Origin of the sequence: Pseudomonas tritici (assembly GCF_014268275.3) — a bacterium.
GTDB classification, from domain to species: Bacteria; Pseudomonadota; Gammaproteobacteria; order Pseudomonadales; family Pseudomonadaceae; genus Aquipseudomonas; species Aquipseudomonas tritici.
Map to the genome: position 1 here is coordinate 2205233 of NZ_CP077084.1, position 21715 is coordinate 2226947.

Genomic DNA, 21715 nt, shown 5'->3' on the forward strand with positions numbered 1-21715 from the left:
TAGTAGCGAGAAGATACACTTTGCCGCGCATTGGTGAACAGTTATCTGCGCGTACACCTTGCTAACGGCCGCCGGAGCATTAAGCTGAGCGCCGTTTTTGCCTATCGGAGTACCCCATGTCCCGTCGTTTGCCGCTGATTTTGCTGCTTATTGCCTTGCCGTTGTGGCTGGCCGCCAGTTATGGCGCGCGTTACGGCTTTATGGAAGATGGCCGGTGGGTTGGCATCTGCGCCGATGAAGCCAGCCGCTGGGAATGTCAGCTGCGTTCGAACCTGGGGTTGATGATTCACTTCAGGGTGCTTGGCTGGGCAGCGTTGGTTACGTCGGTGCTGGCGTTTTTCGTGCCGGGTCGTGCGGGATGGGGGTTGGCAGTGCTGGGGATGGTGTTCGGGTTGCCGGCGCTGGCGTTGTACAACACTGCGTTTGCGGTGTTTGCGGTGGTGATTGCGGGGTTGCGATTGGTCAGGAAGCCTCGGGCTGCTTGATAGGGCCTCTTCGCGAGTAAGTCGAAGCGGCGGTTCGACGCTTCAACTTGCTCGCGAAAGCGGTCTTAAGCCTTACGCACCCGCAAGCAACGCCACAAAGCCACAACCATGAGCAGGCTGGCCACCGCCCAACCCCAAGCCTGCTGGTTCAACAACCCTTCACGGTACAACTGCGGCGCAATGCCGGCACCGATGATAAAAGCCAGCAGCGCAATCTCCCGACGCGGCCCCGTCACCGGACGTACCAGGTATATCAGGGCAGGCAACACCAGCGCCGCACTCGGGAAGCTGCGATAACGCGGGTCGAACACCAACGCCAACATCATCACTGCGCCGGCAAACCCGGCGATCGCCACTAGCCAGCCTGCACGCTGCTCCAGCCAGTTGAACGCCCGCTCACGCCAGCCTTCCCGCGCGCTCAAAGCCAGCGCGGCGTGAGCCAGCACCAACAAGTTCAACACCATCAGCAAACCTGCCCACACCCATTCCTCACTGAAGCGTGCGGTCACGCGGCTCAGCTCAGCCCAGGTGCCTATGGAGCAGGCGGCGATTGCACCCAGCAGCGGCAGCACAATAGCAGCGCGCGTGCTGCGTACACGCCCACCCAGCGCCAAGGTGCCCAACAGGATAATCCCACCCACGCCCAGCCACAGTGGCCAGTACGGCACATTGGTCACCGGCCCGGCGAGGATGCCCTTGTCCTGGCGATCGGCATCGAACAGGCCCCAGTAACCACCTACGGCGCCTTCGCTGGCGCGCTTCCAGGGCTGGTCAAACGCTTCGATCAAGTTGTAACGCCAGCCATTGGCCTCAGCCATGGCCACAAAGCCGCGCATGAACTTGGCTTCGTTGACCCGGCTTGGCACCGCGGTTTCGCGCTGGCGGCCTTCGCTGGGCCAGCCGGTTTCACCGATCAGAATGTCCTTGGGCGCAAACTTGTTGCCAAAGGTCTGGCGCACATCGCCCACGTGCTTGAGGGCCTGGTCGATGCCGGACGGATCATCTTCCCAATACGGCAGCAGGTGAATGGTCAGGAAATCCACCGCCGGAGCTATTTCCGGGTGTTGCAGCCAGAACTCCCACACGTCCGCGTAAGTCACTGGCTGCTTGATCTGGCGTTTGACGTTCTGAATCAGCTTTACCAGTTGCGCGGCGGTGACTTCCTTGCGCAGCAGGGCTTCGTTGCCGACGATCACCGACGTCACGACATCCGGGCTGGCGTTGGCCGAGGCGATCAACTGGTCGATTTCCTTTTCAGTCGCCACCGGGTCGCTGCTGACCCAGGCGCCGGCCATCACCTTCAGCCCATGCTTGCGCGCCATGTCCGGCAAGGCTTCCAGGCCGGTCATGGAGTAGGTGCGAATGCATTCAAAGCGAGTGGCCAGCAGGGCCAGGTCGGCGTCCATGCGTTCAGGGCGCAGCCTGAACGGCTGGTCAAACGGCGATTGGTCTTTGTCGAACGGTGTGTAGGACGCGCACTGCATCTTGTGCGTAGCGCTGGCAACGTCTGGCAACACCACGGGCCGGCCGAGGCCATACCAGTAACCGATCAGGGCCAACAGGCCGAGGAGCAAGGCAAAGAAATAGGGCAGGGCAGGGAAGCGGGCATTCGCGGGCATGGTCGGCTTATCTGGAAGAGCAAAGGCGCGCATCTTAACCGGATTTGGCGAGTCCCAGTGGGGGCAGCATAATTTTGACATGCAAAGTTCGGGCGGGATTTTGGCGTCAAGTCCTACAAAGCGTCCTACTGGCGATGTGATGTCGTTTCTTGCTTGTACAAGGTCGCTGACAGAGCAGGTTCCAAGTCCAGTCAGGTCGATGATCGAGGTGTCAGCACTCCACTGACGGCGCAGCAGCCGGATCGATGCGCGTGAAGGGGGCGCGGTGCACCACAGAACAACAGGTTGACGTCGCTCGGCATCCGCTGGGCGCAGCACTTTCGGGGAAGCACAATGAAGATGCGACGACTCTTGGGCGCAGCTGCCACTCTGGTAGTTGCGATGAGCTCCACACTGGCCAGCGCCGACAGCAAAACCCTGAGCATCGGCTACGTAGATGGCTGGTCGGACAGCGTTGCCACCACGCACGTGGCGGCAGAGGTGATCAAGCAAAAGCTCGGCTATGACGTGAAACTGCAAGCGGTCGCCACCGGGATCATGTGGCAGGGTGTTGCCACCGGTAAGCTCGACGCCATGCTTTCTGCCTGGCTGCCGGTCACCCACGGTGAGTATTGGACCAAGAACAAGGACAAGGTGGTCGATTACGGCCCCAACTTCAAGGACGCTAAGATCGGCTTGATCGTGCCGGAGTACGTCAAGGCCAAGTCCATCGAAGACCTCAAGACTGACACTACCTTCAAGAACAAAATCGTCGGCATCGACGCGGGTTCAGGTGTGATGCTCAAGACCGACGAAGCCATCAAGCAATATGGCCTCGACTATAAGCTGCAAGCCAGTTCGGGCGCGGCGATGATCGCCGAGCTGACCCGTGCCGAAGACAAACAGGAGTCCATTGCGGTTACCGGTTGGGTGCCACACTGGATGTTCGCCAAGTGGAAACTGCGTTTCCTGGACGATCCAAAAGGGATTTATGGTGCTGCTGAAACCGTCAACAGCATCGGCAGCAAGGGCCTGGAGAAGAAAGCGCCGGAAGTCGCAGCCTTCCTGAAGAAATTCCAGTGGGCTTCCAAGGACGAAATCGGCGAAGTCATGCTGGCGATACAAGAAGGTGCCAAGCCTGATGCAGCGGCCAAGGATTGGGTCGCCAAGCACCCTGAGCGTGTTGCCGAGTGGGTCGGTAAATAAACCCCGAAGTGTCTAGATAGCACCTTGCAGGCCCGTCTGGCGTTGTCGTCAGGCGGGCTTTGTCGTTTCTGGGTCAAAACCTGTCAATTCAGTCAGTGCAAAACTGGCGATAACCCTCATGTCGTTCTAATACTAAGGTCGTCTGGAACCCTTTGTGCAGCCGCATACAGTGGATACGTACCAATAATAAAAAAGCTGTGCTGCGAGGATAAAAACAATGAACGACAGCATTTACCTCTCGATTCAAAACAGCCCGCGTTTCAAGGAGCTGGTGAGAAAAAGGGAACGGTTCGCCTGGATTCTCTCGGCGATCATGCTAGGGCTTTACTCCGGTTTCATCCTGTTGATCGCCTACGGGCCACAAGTGCTGGGGGCAAAACTCAGCCCTGGCTCGTCGATTACCTGGGGCATTCCCCTGGGTGTCGGGCTGATTGTGTCGGCCTTTATCCTGACCGGCATCTATGTGCGGCGGGCCAACGGCGAGTTTGACGACCTGAACAATGCGATTCTCAAGGAGGCTGCGCAATGATCCGGCGTCTACTGGCAGTATTCGGCGCTTCGCTCTTTGCTCCGGCCGTCTGGGCGGCGGATGCATTGACCGGTGAAGTGCAAAGGCAACCGCTGAACATCTCGGCCATCGTGATGTTTGTCGCGTTTGTCGGTGCCACCTTGTGCATCACCTACTGGGCGTCCAAGCGCAACAAGTCGGCGGCCGATTACTACGCGGCTGGCGGCAAGATCACCGGTTTCCAGAATGGCCTGGCGATTGCCGGTGACTATATGTCGGCGGCGTCTTTCCTGGGGATTTCCGCACTGGTTTATACCTCCGGTTATGACGGCCTGATCTACTCGATCGGCTTTTTGGTGGGCTGGCCGATCATTCTGTTCCTGATCGCCGAGCGCCTGCGCAACCTGGGCAAGTACACCTTTGCTGACGTTGCCTCCTACCGCCTGGGCCAGACCCAGATCCGCAGCCTGTCCGCGTGTGGCTCTTTGGTGGTGGTGGCGTTCTACCTGATCGCGCAGATGGTTGGTGCGGGCAAGCTGATTCAGCTGTTGTTCGGCCTGGACTACCACGTAGCGGTCATCCTGGTGGGTATCTTGATGTGCATGTACGTGCTGTTCGGCGGCATGCTGGCGACCACTTGGGTGCAGATCATCAAGGCAGTGCTGTTGCTGTCCGGTGCCTCGTTCATGGCGCTGATGGTGATGAAGCACGTCAACTTCGACTTCAACGCCCTGTTCTCCGAGGCGATCAAGGTTCACCCTAAAGGTGAAGCGATCATGAGCCCCGGCGGCTTGGTGAAAGACCCGATCTCGGCATTCTCCCTGGGCCTGGCACTGATGTTCGGTACCGCTGGCCTGCCGCACATCCTGATGCGCTTCTTCACCGTAAGCGACGCCAAGGAAGCACGTAAGAGCGTGCTCTATGCAACTGGCTTCATCGGCTACTTCTATATCCTGACCTTTATCATCGGCTTTGGCGCGATCCTGCTCGTCAGCACCAACCCGGCGTTCAAAGATGCGGCAGGCGCCTTGCTGGGCGGTAACAACATGGCGGCAGTGCACCTGGCCAATGCGGTGGGTGGCAGTATCTTCCTGGGCTTCATCTCGGCCGTGGCGTTCGCCACTATCCTCGCGGTGGTTGCCGGTTTGACCCTGGCCGGTGCTTCGGCGGTGTCCCATGACCTGTACGCCAGCGTGATCAAGAAAGGCAAGACCAACGACAAGGATGAGATTCGCGTATCGAAGATCACCACCATCGCCTTGGGCGTGTTGGCTATCGGCCTGGGTATCCTGTTCGAAAGCCAGAACATTGCGTTCATGGTCGGCCTGGCGTTCTCCATTGCGGCCAGCTGTAACTTCCCGGTGTTGCTGCTTTCCATGTACTGGAAAAACCTCACCACCCGTGGCGCGATGATTGGCGGCTGGCTGGGCTTGATCAGTGCCGTTGGCCTGATGGTGCTGGGCCCGACCATCTGGGTCTCGATCCTGCACCACGAAAAAGCCATCTTCCCGTACGAGTACCCGGCGCTGTTCTCGATGATCATTGCGTTCGTCGGCATCTGGTTCTTCTCCATCACCGACAAGTCGGCGGCGGCAGAGAAAGAGCGTGCGCTGTACTTCCCGCAGTTTGTGCGTTCGCAAACTGGCCTGGGGGCGAGCGGGGCGGTTAATCACTAAGGTTGTAACTAAATAAGAAATGCCCCGGCCGAAACGCTGGGGCATTTTTTTGCCTGGGGTTCTGTGTTGCCTGGGCTATTGCTTTCGCGAGCAAGCCCGCTCCCACAGTTGACCGCATTTCAAAGGATGTACACGGTCAACTGTGGGAGCGGGCTTGCTCGCGAAAGCGGTATGTCAGGCGGCACAAACAAAAACGGCCTCCACTAAGGGAGGCCGTTCTCAGTAAAGCTTGCAGCCAGTGCTTACTTGCGATCTTCCAGCTTGGTGATGTCACGCGACTCGTAGCCGGTGTACAGCTGGCGCGGGCGGCCAATCTTGTACGGGCTGGAGAGCATTTCTTTCCAGTGGGAGATCCAGCCCACGGTCCGCGCCAGGGCGAAGATCACGGTGAACATACTGGTTGGAATGCCGATCGCCTTGAGGATGATCCCCGAGTAGAAGTCGACGTTCGGGTACAGCGAGCGTTCGATGAAGTACGGGTCGGTCAGGGCGATCTCTTCCAGGCGCATGGCCAGTTCGAGTTGCGGATCGTTCTTGATACCCAGTTCCTTCAACACTTCGTCGCAGGTCTGTTTCATGACGGTGGCGCGCGGGTCGCGGTTCTTGTAGACCCGGTGACCGAAGCCCATCAACTTGAACGGGTCGTTCTTGTCCTTGGCCTTGGCGATGAATGTGTCGATGTTCGAGACATCGCCGATTTCATCGAGCATGGTCAACACGGCTTCGTTCGCACCGCCGTGGGCAGGGCCCCACAGTGCGGCGATACCGGCGGCGATACAGGCGAACGGGTTCGCACCCGAAGAACCTGCCAGACGCACGGTAGAAGTCGAGGCGTTCTGTTCGTGGTCGGCGTGGAGGATGAAGATCCGGTCCATGGCCTTGGCAAGCACAGGGCTGATCGGTTTGATCTCGCACGGCGTGTTGAACATCATGTGCAGGAAGTTTTCCGCGTACGTCAGGTCGTTGCGCGGGTACATCATGGGTTGGCCCATGGAGTACTTGTAAACCATTGCGGCCAGGGTCGGCATCTTGGCAACCAGGCGGATCGCGGAGATTTCGCGATGCTGCGGGTTATTGATGTCGAGGGAGTCATGATAGAAGGCCGACAGGGCGCCGACCACGCCGCACATGACGGCCATCGGATGGGCGTCGCGACGGAAGCCGTTGAAGAAGGTCTTCAACTGCTCGTGAACCATGGTGTGGTTCTTCACGGTGCTGACGAACTGGGCTTTTTGCTCGGCTGTTGGCAATTCGCCATTTAGCAGCAGGTAGCAGGTTTCCAGGTAGTCCGACTTCTCAGCCAGTTGTTCGATCGGGTAGCCGCGGTGAAGCAGAATGCCATTATCGCCGTCGATATAGGTGATCTTCGACTCGCAAGAGGCGGTCGACATGAAGCCTGGGTCGAAAGTGAAACGGCCCGTGGCCGTCAGGCCCCGTACGTCGATAACATCGGGACCAACGGTGCCGGTTAAAATGGGCAGCTCGACGGGGGCTGCGCCCTCGATGATCAACTGCGCTTTTTTGTCAGCCATGTGGCCTCCTATTTATGCTTCAAATCATCAGACAGACCCCCCACGCAGGGCCCGCACCACTATAGTGAGATAAATTCAGATGTCAATTTGCCTAAAGTCTTGCCCCAGAAGGCTTTAACCGTACTTTTTCCTCGAAATTACCTGCCGTTTACGCCTTTTATCCCGCCAGCGCAATCCGCTATTAGGGTGAGGTGAGCGCGTTGTCATTAGTAACCTAACTGTCTATACTCGGCCACCGACCGCCAAGGGCTTTTGGGCTTGCTTTCATTGGGGGTCGCACTCCCTGGGTGGTGCTTACCTGACCAGTGCACTCCCCGACAACTTTGCCCTGATTGTTAGGGGCTCTTAAGTGTGAAAAAAAGCCGTGAATAGCCAACGACCTGTAAACCTAGACCTAAGGACCATCAAACTCCCCATCACCGGCGTTACGTCGTTCCTGCACCGTGTTTCCGGCATCATCCTGTTCCTGGGCTTGGGCATCATGCTTTATGCATTGAGCAAATCCCTGGGTTCCGAGGAAGGTTACGCCGAGGTGAAGGCATGCTTGACCAGCCCGCTGGCCAAGTTCGTAGCATGGGGCCTCCTGTCCGCTCTGCTGTATCACCTGGTAGCCGGTGTGCGCCACTTGATCATGGACATGGGCATCGGTGAGACGCTGGAAGGCGGCCGCCTGGGCTCGAAAATCATCATCGCCATCTCCGTGGTGCTGATCGTTCTGGCAGGAGTTTGGATATGGTAACCAGCGTTACGAACCTATCGCGTTCGGGCCTCTATGACTGGATGGCACAACGTGTGTCTGCGGTTGTTCTCGCGGCTTATTTCATTTTCCTGATCGGATACCTCGTCGCAAATCCGGGCATCGGCTATGAGCAATGGCACGGCCTGTTTTCCCACAATGCGATGCGAATCTTCAGTCTGCTGGCCCTTGTTGCCCTGGGTGCTCACGCCTGGGTTGGCATGTGGACCATCGCGACCGACTACCTGACGCCAATGGCGCTGGGCAAGTCCGCGACCGCAGTACGTTTCCTCTTCCAGGCAGTATGCGGCATCGCGATGTTCGCTTACTTCGTCTGGGGTGTGCAGATTCTTTGGGGTATCTGATTCATGGCTAACATTCCAACTATTTCATTCGACGCCATCATTATTGGTGGCGGCGGTGCTGGCATGCGCGCTGCGCTGCAGCTGGCACAGGGCGGTCACAAGACTGCCGTGATCACCAAGGTGTTCCCGACCCGTTCCCACACCGTATCGGCCCAGGGTGGCATTACCTGCGCCATCGCCTCCGCCGACCCGAACGATGACTGGCGCTGGCACATGTACGATACCGTCAAGGGTTCCGACTATATCGGCGACCAGGACGCTATCGAATACATGTGTCAGGAAGGCCCGGCCGCGGTGTTCGAGCTGGACCACATGGGTCTGCCGTTCTCCCGTACCGAACAAGGCCGTATCTACCAGCGTCCATTCGGCGGCCAGTCGAAGGATTACGGTAAAGGCGGGCAGGCTGCCCGTACCTGCGCCGCGTCCGACCGTACCGGTCACGCGCTGCTGCACACGCTTTATCAGGGCAACCTGAAAGCCGGCACCACGTTCCTGAACGAATACTACGCGGTTGACCTGGTGAAGAACGCCGACGGCGCATTCGTCGGTGTGATCGCCATCTGCATTGAAACCGGTGAAACCACCTATATCCGCGCCAAGGCTACTGTTCTGGCGACGGGCGGTGCAGGCCGTATCTACGCGTCGACCACCAATGCCCTGATCAACACCGGTGACGGCGTTGGCATGGCACTGCGTGCCGGCGTGCCAGTGCAAGACATCGAAATGTGGCAGTTCCACCCGACCGGCATCGCCGGCGCCGGTGTACTGGTTACAGAAGGTTGCCGTGGTGAAGGTGGTTACCTGATCAACAAGCACGGCGAGCGTTTCATGGAGCGTTATGCGCCGAACGCGAAAGACCTTGCTGGCCGTGACGTTGTAGCCCGTTCGATGGTTAAGGAAATCATTGCCGGCAACGGCTGTGGCCCGAACGGCGACCACGTACTGCTCAAGCTCGATCACCTGGGCGAAGAAGTGCTGCACAGCCGCCTGCCAGGCATCTGCGAGCTGTCCAAGACCTTCGCACACGTTGACCCGGTAGTTGCACCGGTTCCGGTTGTTCCAACCTGCCACTATATGATGGGCGGCGTGCCGACCAACATTCATGGCCAGGCGATCACCCAGAACGCTGAAGGTGTGGACGAGATCATTCATGGTCTGTTCGCCGTAGGCGAAGTGGCGTGCGTATCGGTACACGGTGCCAACCGTCTGGGCGGCAACTCGCTGCTCGACTTGGTGGTATTCGGTCGTGCTGCCGGCCTGCACCTCGAAAAAGCGCTGACCGACGGCATCGAATACGATGACGCGACCGACGCCAACATCGAAGCGGCCCTGGCCCGTCTGAATGCGCTGAACTCGCGCACTGATGGCGAAGACGTAGCTACCCTGCGTCGCGAGCTGCAAAGCTGCATGCAGAACTACTTCGGTGTATTCCGTACCGGCGAATACATGCAGAAGGGTATTGCCCAGCTGGCCGATCTGCGCGTGCGCATCGCCAACGTCAAGATCAACGATAAGAGCCAGGCGTTCAACACCGCTCGTATCGAAGCCCTTGAACTGCAAAACCTGCTGGAAGTGGCTGAAGCGACTGCGATCGCCGCCGAGGTTCGTAAAGAATCCCGTGGTGCTCACGCGCGTGAAGACTTTGAAGATCGCGATGACGAAAACTGGTTGTGCCACACCCTGTACTTCCCGGGTGACAAGCGCGTAACCAAGCGTGCCGTGAACTTCTCGCCGAAGACGGTACCGACGTTTGAACCGAAGATTCGGACTTACTAAGGGTGGCTGCCATGTTGAAAGTCAGTGTTTATCGCTACAACCCTGATCAGGACGCTGCGCCGTTCATGCAGGAGTTCCAGGTTGATACCGGTGGTAAAGACCTGATGGTGCTGGATGTATTGGCGCTGATCAAAGAGCAGGACGAAGGTTTCTCGTATCGTCGCTCTTGCCGTGAAGGTGTGTGCGGTTCCGACGGCATGAACATCAACGGCAAAAACGGCCTGGCGTGCATCACGCCGCTGTCTGCCGTGGTTAAAGGCAACAAGTTGATCGTTCGTCCGCTGCCAGGTTTGCCGGTTATCCGTGACCTGGTCGTGGATATGAGCATCTTCTACAAGCAATACGAGAAAGTTAAGCCGTTCCTGCAGAACGACACGCCGGCCCCGGCCATCGAGCGTCTGCAGTCCCCGGAAGAGCGTGAGAAGCTCGACGGTCTGTACGAGTGCATCCTGTGCGCTTGCTGCTCGACGTCGTGCCCGTCCTTCTGGTGGAACCCGGACAAGTTCCTGGGTCCAGCTGCCCTGCTGCAAGCGTACCGCTTCCTGGCAGACAGCCGTGACACCAAGACGTCCGAGCGTCTGGCTTCGCTGGATGACCCGTTCAGCGTATTCCGCTGCCGCGGGATCATGAACTGCGTCAACGTATGTCCCAAAGGCCTGAACCCGACTAAGGCCATTGGTCACATCCGTAACATGCTGCTGCAGAGCGGCGTGTAAGCGACGTGTAGTAAAAGCAGGACCGTTGTGCCCGTAAATGCTACGGCGCAGGCTTCAACCGGCGCCGTAGTTTTAACTTGAGCAGCGACTTACAAAGCCGCGGCTCTTATTTTGAAGAAATGAGACAAGCAGGGGCATTCGGGTTGGTACCCGAACTATCAGCGTGATCCTAAGTGGCTTGTTTTGGTCGCTGCACTTGGCCTTTTGCAAGCAAACTCGGTGTTTTCGCCGGTGGTGTCCCCAAATCGAGGGTGACCAAGCATGCAAGAAAGCGTGATGCAGCGCATGTGGAACAGCGGCTATCTTTCAGGTGGTAACGCTGCCTATGTGGAAGAGCTTTATGAGCTCTACCTGCACGACCCTAACGCTGTGCCAGAAGAATGGCGCACCAAATTTCAGACGTTGTCTTCAGACGGCAACGCTGCCACCGATGTATCGCACGCCACGATTCGCGATCAGTTTGTGCTGCTGGCAAAGAACCAGCGCCGCGCCCAACCGGTTTCCGCCGGCAGCGTGAGCAGTGAGCACGAGAAGAAGCAAGTTGAGGTATTGCGACTGATCCAGGCCTACCGGATGCGTGGCCACCAGGCGGCCCAGCTTGACCCGCTGGGGCTCTGGCAGCGTCCTGCACCTGCTGACCTGTCGATCAATCATTACGGCTTGACCAATGCCGATCTTGATACGACCTTCCGTGCCGGCGACCTGTTCATCGGCAAAGAGGAGGCGAGCCTACGCGAAATTCACGAAGCGTTGCAGCAGACATATTGCCGCACCATTGGCGCTGAGTTCACGCACATCACCGATTCCGAGCAACGCCACTGGTTCCAGCACCGTCTGGAAGGTGTGCGTGGTCGTCCGGTGCTGTCTGAAGATGTGCGTAGCCATCTGCTCGAGCGCGTAACCGCTGCCGAAGGCCTGGAAAAGTACCTGGGTACCAAGTACCCGGGCACCAAGCGTTTCGGTCTGGAAGGCGGCGAAAGCCTGATCCCGATGCTCGACGAGTTGATCCAGCGTTCCGGTTCCTACGGCACCAAGGAAATCGTGATCGGCATGGCTCACCGTGGTCGCTTGAACGTGTTGGTCAACACCTTCGGCAAGAACCCGCGTGAGCTGTTCGACGAGTTCGAAGGCAAGAAGAAGGTTGAGCTGGGTTCCGGTGACGTTAAATACCACCAGGGCTTCTCGTCCAACGTGATGACCACTGGCGGTGAAGTTCACCTGGCCATGGCCTTCAACCCATCCCACCTGGAAATTGTTTCTCCAGTGGTCGAGGGTTCGGTCCGTGCTCGCCAGGATCGTCGTAATGACACCACCGGTGAAAAGGTTCTGCCGATTTCCATCCACGGTGACGCGGCTTTCGCCGGTCAAGGCGTGGTCCTGGAAACGTTCCAGATGTCGCAGACCCGCGGCTTCAAGACCGGCGGTACCGTTCACATCGTCATCAACAACCAGGTTGGCTTCACCATCAGCAACCCGCTGGACGCGCGCTCTACCGAGTACGCGACCGACGTTGCCAAGATGATCCAGGCGCCGATCCTCCATGTGAATGGCGATGATCCGGAAGCTGTGCTGTTTGTGACCCAGTTGGCCATTGATTACCGCATGCAGTTCAAGCGTGACGTGGTGATCGACCTGGTTTGCTACCGCCGTCGCGGTCACAACGAAGCGGACGAGCCAAGCGGTACTCAGCCGTTGATGTATCAGCAGATCACCAAGCAGCGCACTACCCGTGAGCTGTACGCCGAAAGCCTGACCAAGGCCGGCGTGGTTGACGATGCGCGTGTTCAGGCGAAAGTCGATGAATACCGCAACGCGCTGGACAATGGTTTGCATGTTGTAAAAAGCCTGGTTAAAGAGCCGAACAAAGAGTTGTTCGTTGACTGGCGTCCGTACCTGGGCCACGCCTGGACTGCGCGTCACGATACGTCGTTCGATCTGAAGACCTTGCAGGAATTGTCCGCCAAGCTGCTGGAAATCCCGGAAGGTTTCGTGGTTCAGCGCCAGGTTGCGAAGATCTACGAAGACCGTCAGAAGATGCAAGCCGGCGGCCTGCCGATCAACTGGGGTTACGCCGAAACCATGGCGTACGCGACCCTGGCGTTCGAAGGTCACCCGATTCGCATGACCGGCCAGGACATCGGCCGTGGTACGTTCTCGCACCGTCATGCTGTATTGCACAACCAGAAAGACGCGGGCACCTACATCCCGTTGCAGAACCTGTACGCAGGCCAGCCACGTTTCGACCTGTACGATTCGTTCCTGTCCGAAGAAGCCGTACTGGCGTTCGAATACGGTTACTCGACCACCACGCCTCAGGCGCTGGTGATCTGGGAAGCCCAGTTCGGCGACTTCGCCAACGGTGCCCAGGTGGTTATCGACCAGTTCATCACCAGCGGCGAGCACAAGTGGGGCCGTCTGTGCGGTCTGACCATGCTGCTGCCACACGGTTATGAAGGTCAGGGTCCGGAGCACTCCTCGGCCCGTCTGGAGCGTTACCTGCAGCTGTGCGCCGAGCACAACATCCAGGTGTGCGTGCCGACTACCCCGGCCCAGATCTACCACTTGCTGCGTCGCCAGGTGATCCGCCCGCTGCGCAAGCCGCTGGTGGTACTGACACCGAAGTCGCTACTGCGTCATAAATTGGCCATCTCGACCCTGGAAGATCTGGCGGATGGTTCGTTCCAGACCGTTATTCCAGAGATCGATACGCTGGACGCGGCGAAAGTGACTCGCCTGGTCCTGTGCAGCGGCAAAGTCTACTACGACCTGCTGGAAAAACGCCGTGCCGAAGGCCGCGAAGACATCGCCATCGTGCGTATCGAGCAGCTTTACCCGTTCCCGGAAGACGACCTGATGGAGGCCATTGCGCCTTACACCAACCTCACTCACGTGGTGTGGTGCCAGGAAGAACCGATGAACCAGGGCGCTTGGTACAGCAGCCAGCATCATTTGCGTCGCAGCATCGGTAACCATAAGCAGGCCCTGGGCCTGGAATATGCCGGTCGTGACGCTTCTGCTGCACCTGCGTGTGGTTATGCGTCGATGCACGCCGAGCAGCAGGAAAAACTGCTGCAAGATGCTTTCACTGTTTAACGCCTTCGCGCTGACTGAAACCGAATTTTAAGGACCCACAGATAATGGCTATCGAAATCAAAGCCCCGTCATTCCCGGAATCGGTTGCCGATGGCACCGTTGCCACCTGGCACAAGAAACCAGGCGACGCTGTAAAGCGTGACGACCTGATCGTCGACATCGAGACCGACAAAGTCGTTCTGGAAGTGTTGGCCGAAGCTGACGGCGTACTGGGCGCAATCGTTGCCGAAGAAGGCGCTACCGTTCTGTCGAACCAGGTGCTGGGCTCGATCGAAGAGGGCAGCGCTGCTGCCGCTGCTCCTGCCGCCGCTGCACCGGCTGCTGCTTCGGCTCCCGCTGCTGCTCCGGCCGCAGGCGGCGAAGATCCAATCGCTGCACCGGCTGCCCGTCAGTTGGCTGAAGAAAACGGCATCAACCTGGCGTCCATCAAAGGCACCGGCAAAGACGGCCGTGTGACCAAGGAAGACGTGGTGGCTGCAGTTGAAGCCAAGAAAAACGCCCCAGCTGCCGCACCTGCCAAGGCAGCTGCCCCGGCTGCCGCTGCGCCTGTGTTCGCCGCTGGCGACCGCACCGAGAAGCGCGTACCGATGACCCGCGTACGTGCCACCGTGGCCAAGCGTCTGGTTGAAGCACAGTCGAACATGGCGATGCTGACTACCTTCAACGAAGTCGACATGACCGAAGTCATGGCCCTGCGTTCGAAGTACAAGGATCTGTTCGAGAAGTCCCACAATGGCGTGCGCCTGGGCTTCATGTCGTTCTTCGTGAAAGCGGCTACTGAAGCGCTGAAACGCTACCCGGCAGTCAACGCTTCGATCGACGGTACCGACATCGTTTACCACGGCTATGCAGACATCGGCGTTGCCGTGTCCAGCGACCGTGGCCTGGTGGTTCCAGTCCTGCGTAACGCCGAGCTGATGAGCCTGGCTGAAATCGAAGGCGGCATCGCCGGCTTCGGCAAGAAAGCCCGTGACGGCAAGCTGACCATCGACGAGATGACCGGCGGTACGTTCACCATCACTAACGGTGGTACCTTCGGTTCGATGATGTCGACGCCGATCGTCAACCCGCCACAAGCTGCGATCCTGGGCATGCACAATATCATCCAGCGTCCTATGGCCATCAACGGCCAAGTCGTGATCCGCCCGATGATGTACCTGGCACTGTCTTACGATCACCGCCTGATCGATGGTAAAGAAGCCGTGACTTTCCTGGTGACCATCAAGAACCTGCTGGAAGACCCAGCTCGTCTGCTGCTGGATATCTGATTGAAGCAGCTTCAAGTTGCGAGCTACAAGCTGTAGGAAAAAGCAGCTTGGCTTGCAGCTTGGGGCTAGAAGCTTGTCGCAAATAGAGGATCTATTTTCATGACACAGAAATTTGACGTCGTAGTGATTGGTGCAGGTCCTGGCGGCTATGTTGCCGCCATCAAGGCCGCACAACTGGGCCTCTCGACTGCTTGCATCGAAAAATACACCGACAAGGAAGGCAAACTGGCGCTGGGCGGTACTTGCCTGAACGTTGGTTGCATTCCTTCCAAGGCGCTGCTGGACAGCTCCTGGAAATTCCATGAAGCCCAAGACGGTTTCGCGATCCACGGCATTAACCACGCTGGCGTGACCATGGACGTGCCAGCAATGGTCGGCCGTAAAGCCAACATCGTTAAAGGCCTGACCTCCGGCGTTGCCACCTTGTTCAAGGCCAACGGCGTGACTTCCCTGCAAGGCCACGGCAAGCTGCTGGCCGGCAAGAAAGTTGAAATCACCAAGCCAGACGGCTCGGTTGAAGTCATCGAAGCCGAGAACGTAATCCTGGCCCCAGGTTCGCGTCCAATCGACATCCCGCCTGCTCCAGTTGACCAGAACGTGATCGTTGATTCGACCGGCGCCCTGGAGTTCCAATCGGTTCCTAAGCGTCTGGGCGTGATCGGCGCTGGCGTGATCGGCCTGGAACTGGGTTCGGTATGGTCCCGTTTGGGTTCCGAAGTCACCGTGCTGGAAGCCCTGGACACGTTCCTGCTGGCTGCCGACACCGCGGTGTCCAAAGAAGCCCTGAAAACCCTGACCAAGCAAGGTCTGGACATCAAACTGGGCGCCCGTGTTACCGGTTCCAAGGTCAACGGCGAAGAAGTCGTTGTGACCTACACCGATAAAGAAGGCGAGCAGACCATCACATTCGACAAGCTGATCGTAGCCGTCGGTCGCCGTCCAGTGACCACCGACCTGCTGGCAGCTGACAGCGGCGTGAACATCGACGAGCGTGGCTTCATCCACGTTGACGATCACTGCGCTACCACCGTGCCTGGCGTGTACGCCATCGGCGACGTGGTTCGCGGCATGATGCTCGCGCACAAGGCTTCCGAAGAAGGCATTATGGTTGTCGAGCGCATCAAGGGTCACAAGACCCAGATGAACTACGACCTGATCCCATCGGTTATCTACACCCACCCGGAAATTGCATGGGTCGGCAAGAACGAACAGCAGTTGAAAGCTGAAGGCGTTGAAGTTAACGTCGGCACCTTCCCGTTTGCTGCTTCTGGCCGTGCCATGGCAGCCAACGACACCGGTGGTTTTGTCAAAGTCATCGCTGATGCCAAGACTGACCGCGTATTGGGCGTCCACGTGATTGGCCCAAGCGCTGCAGAACTGGTTCAGCAAGGCGCGATCGGTATGGAATTCGGCACCAGTGCCGAGGACCTGGGCATGATGGTCTTCTCCCATCCGACCCTGTCCGAAGCGTTGCACGAAGCAGCGTTGGCAGTGAATGGCGGCGCCATCCACATCGCCAACAAGAAGAAGCGCTAAGCGAGATAATAAGAAACCACGGCGGAGTTGCCCGTCGTGAGCCTTGCGCGCAAGACTCACCGCGGAATATCCGCTGGACGCAGTCTTGCGCAGCTTTACGGGCCTTGAGCCCCGCAAGTTGCGCAAGCAGCAGTCACAGGTGGCGCGGCACTCATAATGAGCGCAGCGCCGAATGCGCAGTACCTAACGAAGACGGTAAAAAGCATGAATCTTCACGAGTATCAGGGTAAGCAGCTGTTCGCTGAATACGGCCTGCCAGTATCCAAGGGCTACGCAGTAGACACCCCGGAAGCAGCAGCAGAAGCTTGCGACAAAATCGGCGGCACCGAGTGGGTTGTCAAAGCCCAGGTCCACGCTGGTGGTCGCGGTAAAGCGGGCGGCGTTAAGCTGGTTCGCAGCAAAGAAGACGCCAAGGCCTTCGCACAGCAGTGGCTGGGCAAGCGTCTGGTGACTTACCAGACTGATGCCAATGGCCAGCCAGTCACCAAGATCCTGGTTGAATCGTGCACTGATATCGCTAAAGAGCTGTACCTGGGCGCTGTCGTTGACCGTTCGAGCCGTCGCATCGTGTTCATGGCTTCCACCGAAGGTGGCGTGGACATCGAGAAAATCGCTCACGAGACCCCAGAAAAAATTCTGAAAGCCACTATCGATCCACTGGTTGGCGCTCAGCCATTCCAGGGTCGCGAGTTGGCATTCCAGCTGGGCCTGGAAGGGAAGCAAGTTGCCCAGTTCGCCAAGATCTTCGTGGGTCTGGCCAAACTGTTCCAGGATCACGATCTGGCCCTGCTGGAAGTGAACCCGCTGGTGATCAAGGCTGACGGCGATCTGCACTGCCTGGACGCCAAGATCAACATCGACGCCAACGCCATGTACCGTCAGCCTAAGCTGAAGACTTTCCACGATCCGTCGCAAGACGATCCGCGCGAAGCGCACGCTGCCAAGTTCGAACTGAACTACGTAGCCCTGGAAGGTAACATCGGTTGCATGGTCAACGGTGCTGGCCTGGCCATGGGTACCATGGACATCGTCAACCTGCATGGCGGCAAACCAGCCAACTTCCTCGACGTGGGCGGTGGTGCTACCAAAGAACGCGTGACCGAAGCCTTCAAGATCATCCTGTCCGACGCCAACGTCGCTGCAGTACTGGTCAACATCTTCGGCGGCATCGTTCGTTGCGACATGATTGCCGAAGGCATCATCGGTGCAGTGAAAGAAGTCGGCGTTAAAATCCCGGTTGTTGTTCGCCTTGAAGGTAACAACGCTGAACTGGGCGCTAAAGTACTGGCAGAAAGCGGTTTGAACATCATCGCGGCTACCAGCCTGACCGACGCTGCTCAACAAGTTGTCAAAGCTGCGGAGGGCAAATAATGAGCGTCCTGATCAATAAAGACACCAAAGTTATCTGCCAGGGTATTACCGGTTCGCAAGGTAGTTTCCACACCCAGCAAGCCATTGAATACGGCACCAAGATGGTGGGTGGCGTTACTCCTGGTAAAGGCGGTACCGAGCACCTGGGTCTGCCAGTGTTCAACACCGTGAAAGAAGCCGTAGAAACCACTGGCGCTACCGCCAGCGTGATCTACGTTCCAGCTCCTTTCTGCAAGGACTCCATCCTGGAAGCAGCCTTCGGCGGCATCAAGCTGATCGTCTGCATCACCGAAGGCATTCCTACCCTGGACATGCTGGACGCTAAAGTTAAGTGCGACGAGCTGGGTGTTACCCTGATCGGCCCTAACTGCCCAGGCGTGATCACCCCAGGCGAATGCAAGATCGGCATCATGCCAGGTCACATTCACTTGCCAGGCAAAGTCGGTATCGTTTCCCGTTCCGGCACCCTGACCTACGAAGCTGTTAAGCAGACCACTGACGCCGGTTTCGGTCAGTCGACTTGCGTCGGCATCGGCGGTGACCCGATCCCAGGCTCCAACTTCATCGACATCCTGAAGCTGTTCCAGGAAGACCCGAAGACCGAAGCGATCGTCATGATCGGTGAGATCGGCGGTTCGGCTGAAGAAGAAGCGGCTGCCTACATCAAGGCACACGTGACTAAGCCGGTTGTTTCCTACATCGCTGGTGTGACTGCCCCTGCTGGCAAGCGCATGGGCCATGCTGGCGCAATCATCTCTGGCGGCAAGGGCACTGCAGACGAGAAGTTTGCTGCCCTGGAAGACGCAGGCGTTAAAACCGTGCGTTCGCTGGCAGACATCGGCAAGGCTTTGTCCGAGCTGACCGGTTGGGCTGTCAAGTAAGCCTCGCGCTTAACTGACGCTTCACCCACACAAAGGCCACCTTCGGGTGGCCTTTGTGCGTTCTGGGACAGCTGAATTCGCGACTGGCGCAGATCAAAATGTGGGAGCGGGCTTGCTCGCGAAAGCGGTGTATCAGCTAGCCAGTCAGGTGCTGAAACACCGCTTTCGCGAGCAAGCCCGCTCCCACATTCGATTGTATTCCAACATTTAGATATATGAATGCGACATAGAAATGTCGCTTATCGGACAGTACGCCCCGCAACAGTGCGTTTGTCAGCCCAATTCTGTACCCTAGCCGCCTCTTTATGCGCCCGCATCCCAAAAGGAAGCCGCGCGCTAGACCGGTCGGCTCCCATAAGGGCCGGCAGTATTTCCCTCATCCATAGGGAATCCCTCTCTAAATTCCGATTCAGTAGTGTGGTATTTCCTCAAATGAAAGTGTTGAAAAGCCAGGACATCCTGGCGCTGGGTTTTATGACCTTTGCCCTGTTCGTGGGCGCCGGCAACATCATCTTCCCGCCTATCGTTGGTTTGCAGTCCGGGCCTCACGTCTGGATGGCAGCGCTGGGCTTTCTGATTACCGCAGTGGGTTTGCCGGTGGTCACCGTGATCGCGCTGGCCAAGGTTGGCGGCGGTATGGACGCGTTGAGCAGCCCGATCGGCAAGATCGCCGGTGGCCTGCTGGCGGCGGCGGCGTATCTGGCGGTAGGGCCGCTGTTCGCCACCCCGCGTACCGCGACCGTATCTTTCGAAGTGGGCCTGGCGCCGCTGACCGGCGAAAGCCCGTTGGCGCTGTTCCTCTACAGTTCGGTGTATTTCCTGGTGGTGTTCTTTGTCTCCCTGTACCCAGGCCGACTGCTGGACACCGTGGGTCGCTTTCTGGCGCCGCTGAAGATCATTGCGTTGGCCATCCTTGGCATCGCAGCGTTTGCCTTGCCGGCGGGAGACTTGGGGGTTGCCACGCCGAAATACGTGGCTGCGCCGTTCTCTGAAGGCTTCATCAATGGCTACCTGACCATGGATACCCTGGGCGCCCTGGTGTTCGGCATCGTGATCGTCAACGCGATTCGCTCCCGTGGTGTGGAGTCGCCAAAGCTGATCACCCGCTACGCAATCATCGCCGGCTTGATTGCCGGTGTGGGCCTGGCCCTGGTGTATGTCAGCCTGTTCCGCCTGGGTTCGGGCAGCCATGAAGTCGCCGCCGGTGCTGCCAATGGCGCCGCCGTATTGCACGCCTATGTGCAACACACGTTTGGCTCCCTGGGCAGCGGCTTCCTGGCGGTGCTGATCTCCCTGGCGTGCCTGGTCACGGCTGTTGGCCTCACCTGTGCCTGCGCCGAGTACTTCAGCCGCGTCTTGCCGCTGTCCTACAAGACCCTGGTGGTGATCCTGGCGCTGTTCTCGCTGTTCGTGTCCAACCTGGGCCTGACCAAGCTGATCGCGTTCTCGATCCCGGTACTCACCGCGATCTATCCGCCGTGCATCGTGCTGGTGGCGCTGAGCTTCTGCAAAGACTTCTGGCAGGAGCAGGGCCGGATCGTTGGCCCAGTGATGTTGGTGTCGTTCATCTTTGGCTGCATCGACGCGCTCAAGGGCGCGGGCCTGGCGGGTTGGTTGCCGTCGCAGTTGGCGAATTTGCCGTTGAGCGAGCAGGGCCTGGCGTGGCTGGTGCCTTCGGTGATGGTGTTGGTCGTGACGGTGGTGATTGACCGTATGCTCGGCAAGCGTAGCGAAGCGATCGCATAACCCACGTTCGCGCAGTACTGAAATGCCCCGTATCAATCGATACGGGGCATTTTTTATGCTTATGACACAACAACCTTCTAAAGTTGGAACTCTTTAGACTGCGTTAACATCCACACACACCGTGTAACAGGACCCACATGTCGTTCGTCGAAACCAATCAGATCCACCTGCTCGCTGCCCTCTGGTTCGTCCTCTGCTGGGGTGGTTACACCCGCTATGCTACCTGGAAAGCCCGGGACACCGCATGCCTCGCCAGCGTGCTGCATCTGTATCGCGAAGACTGGATGCGCCGCATGCTATTGCGCGACAACCGCATCGCCGACGCCAGTGTGATCGGCAACTTGGAACGCAACGCCTCGTTCTTCGCTTCCAGCACCTTGATTATCCTGGCCGGCATTCTCACCGTGCTCGGCGCCTCGGAGCGCGCGGTGTCGCTGTTGGCAGACATCCCCATGGTGCAGCAGGCCTCCCAAGGCATGTCAGAGATCAAGCTGCTGTGCCTGGCGCTGGTATTCGTCTATGCGTTTTTCACGTTCAGCTGGTGCATGCGCCAGTACAATTTCGCAGCGGTGCTGGTGGGCTCGGCACCGATGATCGGCGAGCGGCACGTGTCGGAGCAGGAGCGCAACGCATTTGCCCTGCGCGCGGCACGGGTGATCTCCATGGCCGCCAACCAGTTCAACTTTGGCCTGCGCGCTTATTACTTCGGCATGACCATGCTCGCGTGGTTTGTCAGCCCCTGGTTGTTCATGTTGATGAGCAGTGGGGTGGTGCTGGTACTGTATCGCCGGGAGTTTCATTCCGACGTACTGCAAGTGATGGTGTATACGCAGACCGATACGCCGTTGCCGGAAGTGGCTAAAGAGGCGGCTTAGTTAAGCCTTCAACTCTAAATGACAGACAAAAGAAAGCCCGCTATCTAAGCGGGCTTTCTTCTTGCAGCAACGCTATTTCAAGCCGCGGTCTCAAGAACCGGTGGCAGGGGTAGCAGGTGCTGCTTCTTTTGCGGCGGCGGCGTTCGATTCAGCCTGAGCTTTGGCAGCATCGGCGTTTTCTTTCGCAGCGTCGTTCACTTTATCCTGAGCCTTCGCCATATCTTTCTGAGCTTGCTCGGAATGTGCTGCGGCGTCTTGGGCTTTGTCTTCGGATTTCTTGTCGCAGGCAGCGAGACCGAGGGCAGCGGCCAACATCATGGAAATAGCTAAAGTCTTGCGCATGGGGT

The 21715-nt window shown here is 58.3% G+C and carries 18 protein-coding genes; 15 read left to right on the plus strand and 3 right to left on the minus strand.

Features of this window, described 5'->3' with window-relative positions:
* Nucleotides 1-116: 116 nt before the first annotated feature.
* Nucleotides 117-485, plus strand: a complete 369-nt coding sequence (locus tag HU722_RS09905) for a hypothetical protein (protein WP_065872675.1) — start codon at nt 117-119, stop codon at nt 483-485.
* 65 nt (nt 486-550) lie between these two features.
* Here the strand turns inward: HU722_RS09905 and HU722_RS09910 are convergent, their stop codons facing one another.
* The gene (locus HU722_RS09910; protein ID WP_065882463.1) at nt 551-2104 is read right to left on the minus strand and encodes a glycoside hydrolase family 17 protein; all 1554 of its coding nucleotides are present in this window, start codon (nt 2102-2104) and stop codon (nt 551-553) included.
* 333 nt (nt 2105-2437) lie between these two features.
* Between HU722_RS09910 and HU722_RS09915 the strand changes: the two genes are divergently transcribed.
* The 3 genes from HU722_RS09915 to HU722_RS09925 all read left to right on the plus strand — a co-directional run bounded on the left by HU722_RS09915 (nt 2438) and on the right by HU722_RS09925 (nt 5473).
* Nucleotides 2438-3289 (plus strand): glycine betaine ABC transporter substrate-binding protein, encoded by an 852-nt coding sequence (locus HU722_RS09915; protein ID WP_065872673.1) that lies wholly within the window; start codon nt 2438-2440, stop codon nt 3287-3289.
* A gap of 217 nt (nt 3290-3506) precedes the next feature.
* Nucleotides 3507-3818 (plus strand): DUF485 domain-containing protein, encoded by a 312-nt coding sequence (locus tag HU722_RS09920; RefSeq protein WP_049709234.1) that lies wholly within the window; start codon nt 3507-3509, stop codon nt 3816-3818.
* A complete protein-coding gene (locus HU722_RS09925) occupies nt 3815-5473 on the plus strand; it encodes a cation acetate symporter (protein ID WP_065872672.1) in 1659 nt (552 codons plus the stop codon). Before HU722_RS09920 ends, HU722_RS09925 begins: the two co-directional genes overlap by 4 nt.
* A gap of 242 nt (nt 5474-5715) precedes the next feature.
* On the opposite strand, the gene gltA is transcribed toward HU722_RS09925, so the two are convergent.
* Nucleotides 5716-7005 carry a citrate synthase gene (gene gltA / locus HU722_RS09930; protein ID WP_014717728.1) on the minus strand — a complete coding sequence of 430 codons (1290 nt, stop codon included), beginning with the start codon at nt 7003-7005 and terminating at the stop codon, nt 5716-5718.
* 364 nt (nt 7006-7369) lie between these two features.
* Between gltA and sdhC the strand changes: the two genes are divergently transcribed.
* From sdhC to HU722_RS09985, 11 genes are all read left to right on the plus strand, one after another.
* Nucleotides 7370-7744, plus strand: a complete 375-nt coding sequence (sdhC, locus tag HU722_RS09935) for a succinate dehydrogenase, cytochrome b556 subunit (protein WP_003172804.1) — start codon at nt 7370-7372, stop codon at nt 7742-7744.
* Complete coding sequence (sdhD, locus tag HU722_RS09940) at nt 7738-8106, plus strand: succinate dehydrogenase, hydrophobic membrane anchor protein (protein WP_032889156.1); 369 nt, start codon at nt 7738-7740, stop codon at nt 8104-8106. Before sdhC ends, sdhD begins: the two co-directional genes overlap by 7 nt.
* A 3-nt stretch (nt 8107-8109) precedes the next feature.
* Complete coding sequence (gene sdhA, locus HU722_RS09945; RefSeq protein ID WP_065872671.1) at nt 8110-9882, plus strand: succinate dehydrogenase flavoprotein subunit; 1773 nt, start codon at nt 8110-8112, stop codon at nt 9880-9882.
* Between the two features lie 11 nt (nt 9883-9893).
* Nucleotides 9894-10598, plus strand: coding sequence for a succinate dehydrogenase iron-sulfur subunit (locus tag HU722_RS09950; RefSeq protein ID WP_003172807.1), 705 nt, complete (start codon nt 9894-9896; stop codon nt 10596-10598).
* A gap of 261 nt (nt 10599-10859) precedes the next feature.
* On the plus strand, nt 10860-13691 hold the full coding sequence (locus HU722_RS09955) for a 2-oxoglutarate dehydrogenase E1 component (RefSeq protein ID WP_065872669.1): 2832 nt from the start codon (nt 10860-10862) through the stop codon (nt 13689-13691).
* A 44-nt stretch (nt 13692-13735) separates the two neighbouring features.
* Entirely contained in the window at nt 13736-14959 is a 1224-nt protein-coding gene (gene odhB, locus HU722_RS09960; RefSeq protein WP_065872668.1) for a 2-oxoglutarate dehydrogenase complex dihydrolipoyllysine-residue succinyltransferase, read from the plus strand.
* Nucleotides 14960-15058: 99 nt separating this feature from the next.
* On the plus strand, nt 15059-16495 hold the full coding sequence (gene lpdA / locus HU722_RS09965; RefSeq protein ID WP_065882465.1) for a dihydrolipoyl dehydrogenase: 1437 nt from the start codon (nt 15059-15061) through the stop codon (nt 16493-16495).
* Nucleotides 16496-16699: 204 nt separating this feature from the next.
* Nucleotides 16700-17866: an ADP-forming succinate--CoA ligase subunit beta gene (sucC, locus tag HU722_RS09970; RefSeq protein ID WP_060754516.1), complete on the plus strand. Its 1167-nt coding sequence runs from the start codon at nt 16700-16702 to the stop codon at nt 17864-17866.
* Complete coding sequence (gene sucD / locus HU722_RS09975; protein ID WP_065872666.1) at nt 17866-18747, plus strand: succinate--CoA ligase subunit alpha; 882 nt, start codon at nt 17866-17868, stop codon at nt 18745-18747. The genes sucC and sucD overlap by 1 nt, the downstream gene beginning before the upstream one ends.
* Nucleotides 18748-19179: 432 nt before the next feature.
* A complete protein-coding gene (brnQ, locus tag HU722_RS09980; protein WP_065891391.1) occupies nt 19180-20493 on the plus strand; it encodes a branched-chain amino acid transport system II carrier protein in 1314 nt (437 codons plus the stop codon).
* Between the two features lie 137 nt (nt 20494-20630).
* Entirely contained in the window at nt 20631-21368 is a 738-nt protein-coding gene (locus tag HU722_RS09985) for a DUF599 domain-containing protein (RefSeq protein ID WP_065872664.1), read from the plus strand.
* Between the two features lie 90 nt (nt 21369-21458).
* Here HU722_RS09985 and HU722_RS09990 read toward each other — a convergent pair whose 3' ends face one another.
* The gene (locus tag HU722_RS09990; RefSeq protein ID WP_012723095.1) at nt 21459-21710 is read right to left on the minus strand and encodes a hypothetical protein; all 252 of its coding nucleotides are present in this window, start codon (nt 21708-21710) and stop codon (nt 21459-21461) included.
* Nucleotides 21711-21715 lie beyond the last annotated feature (5 nt).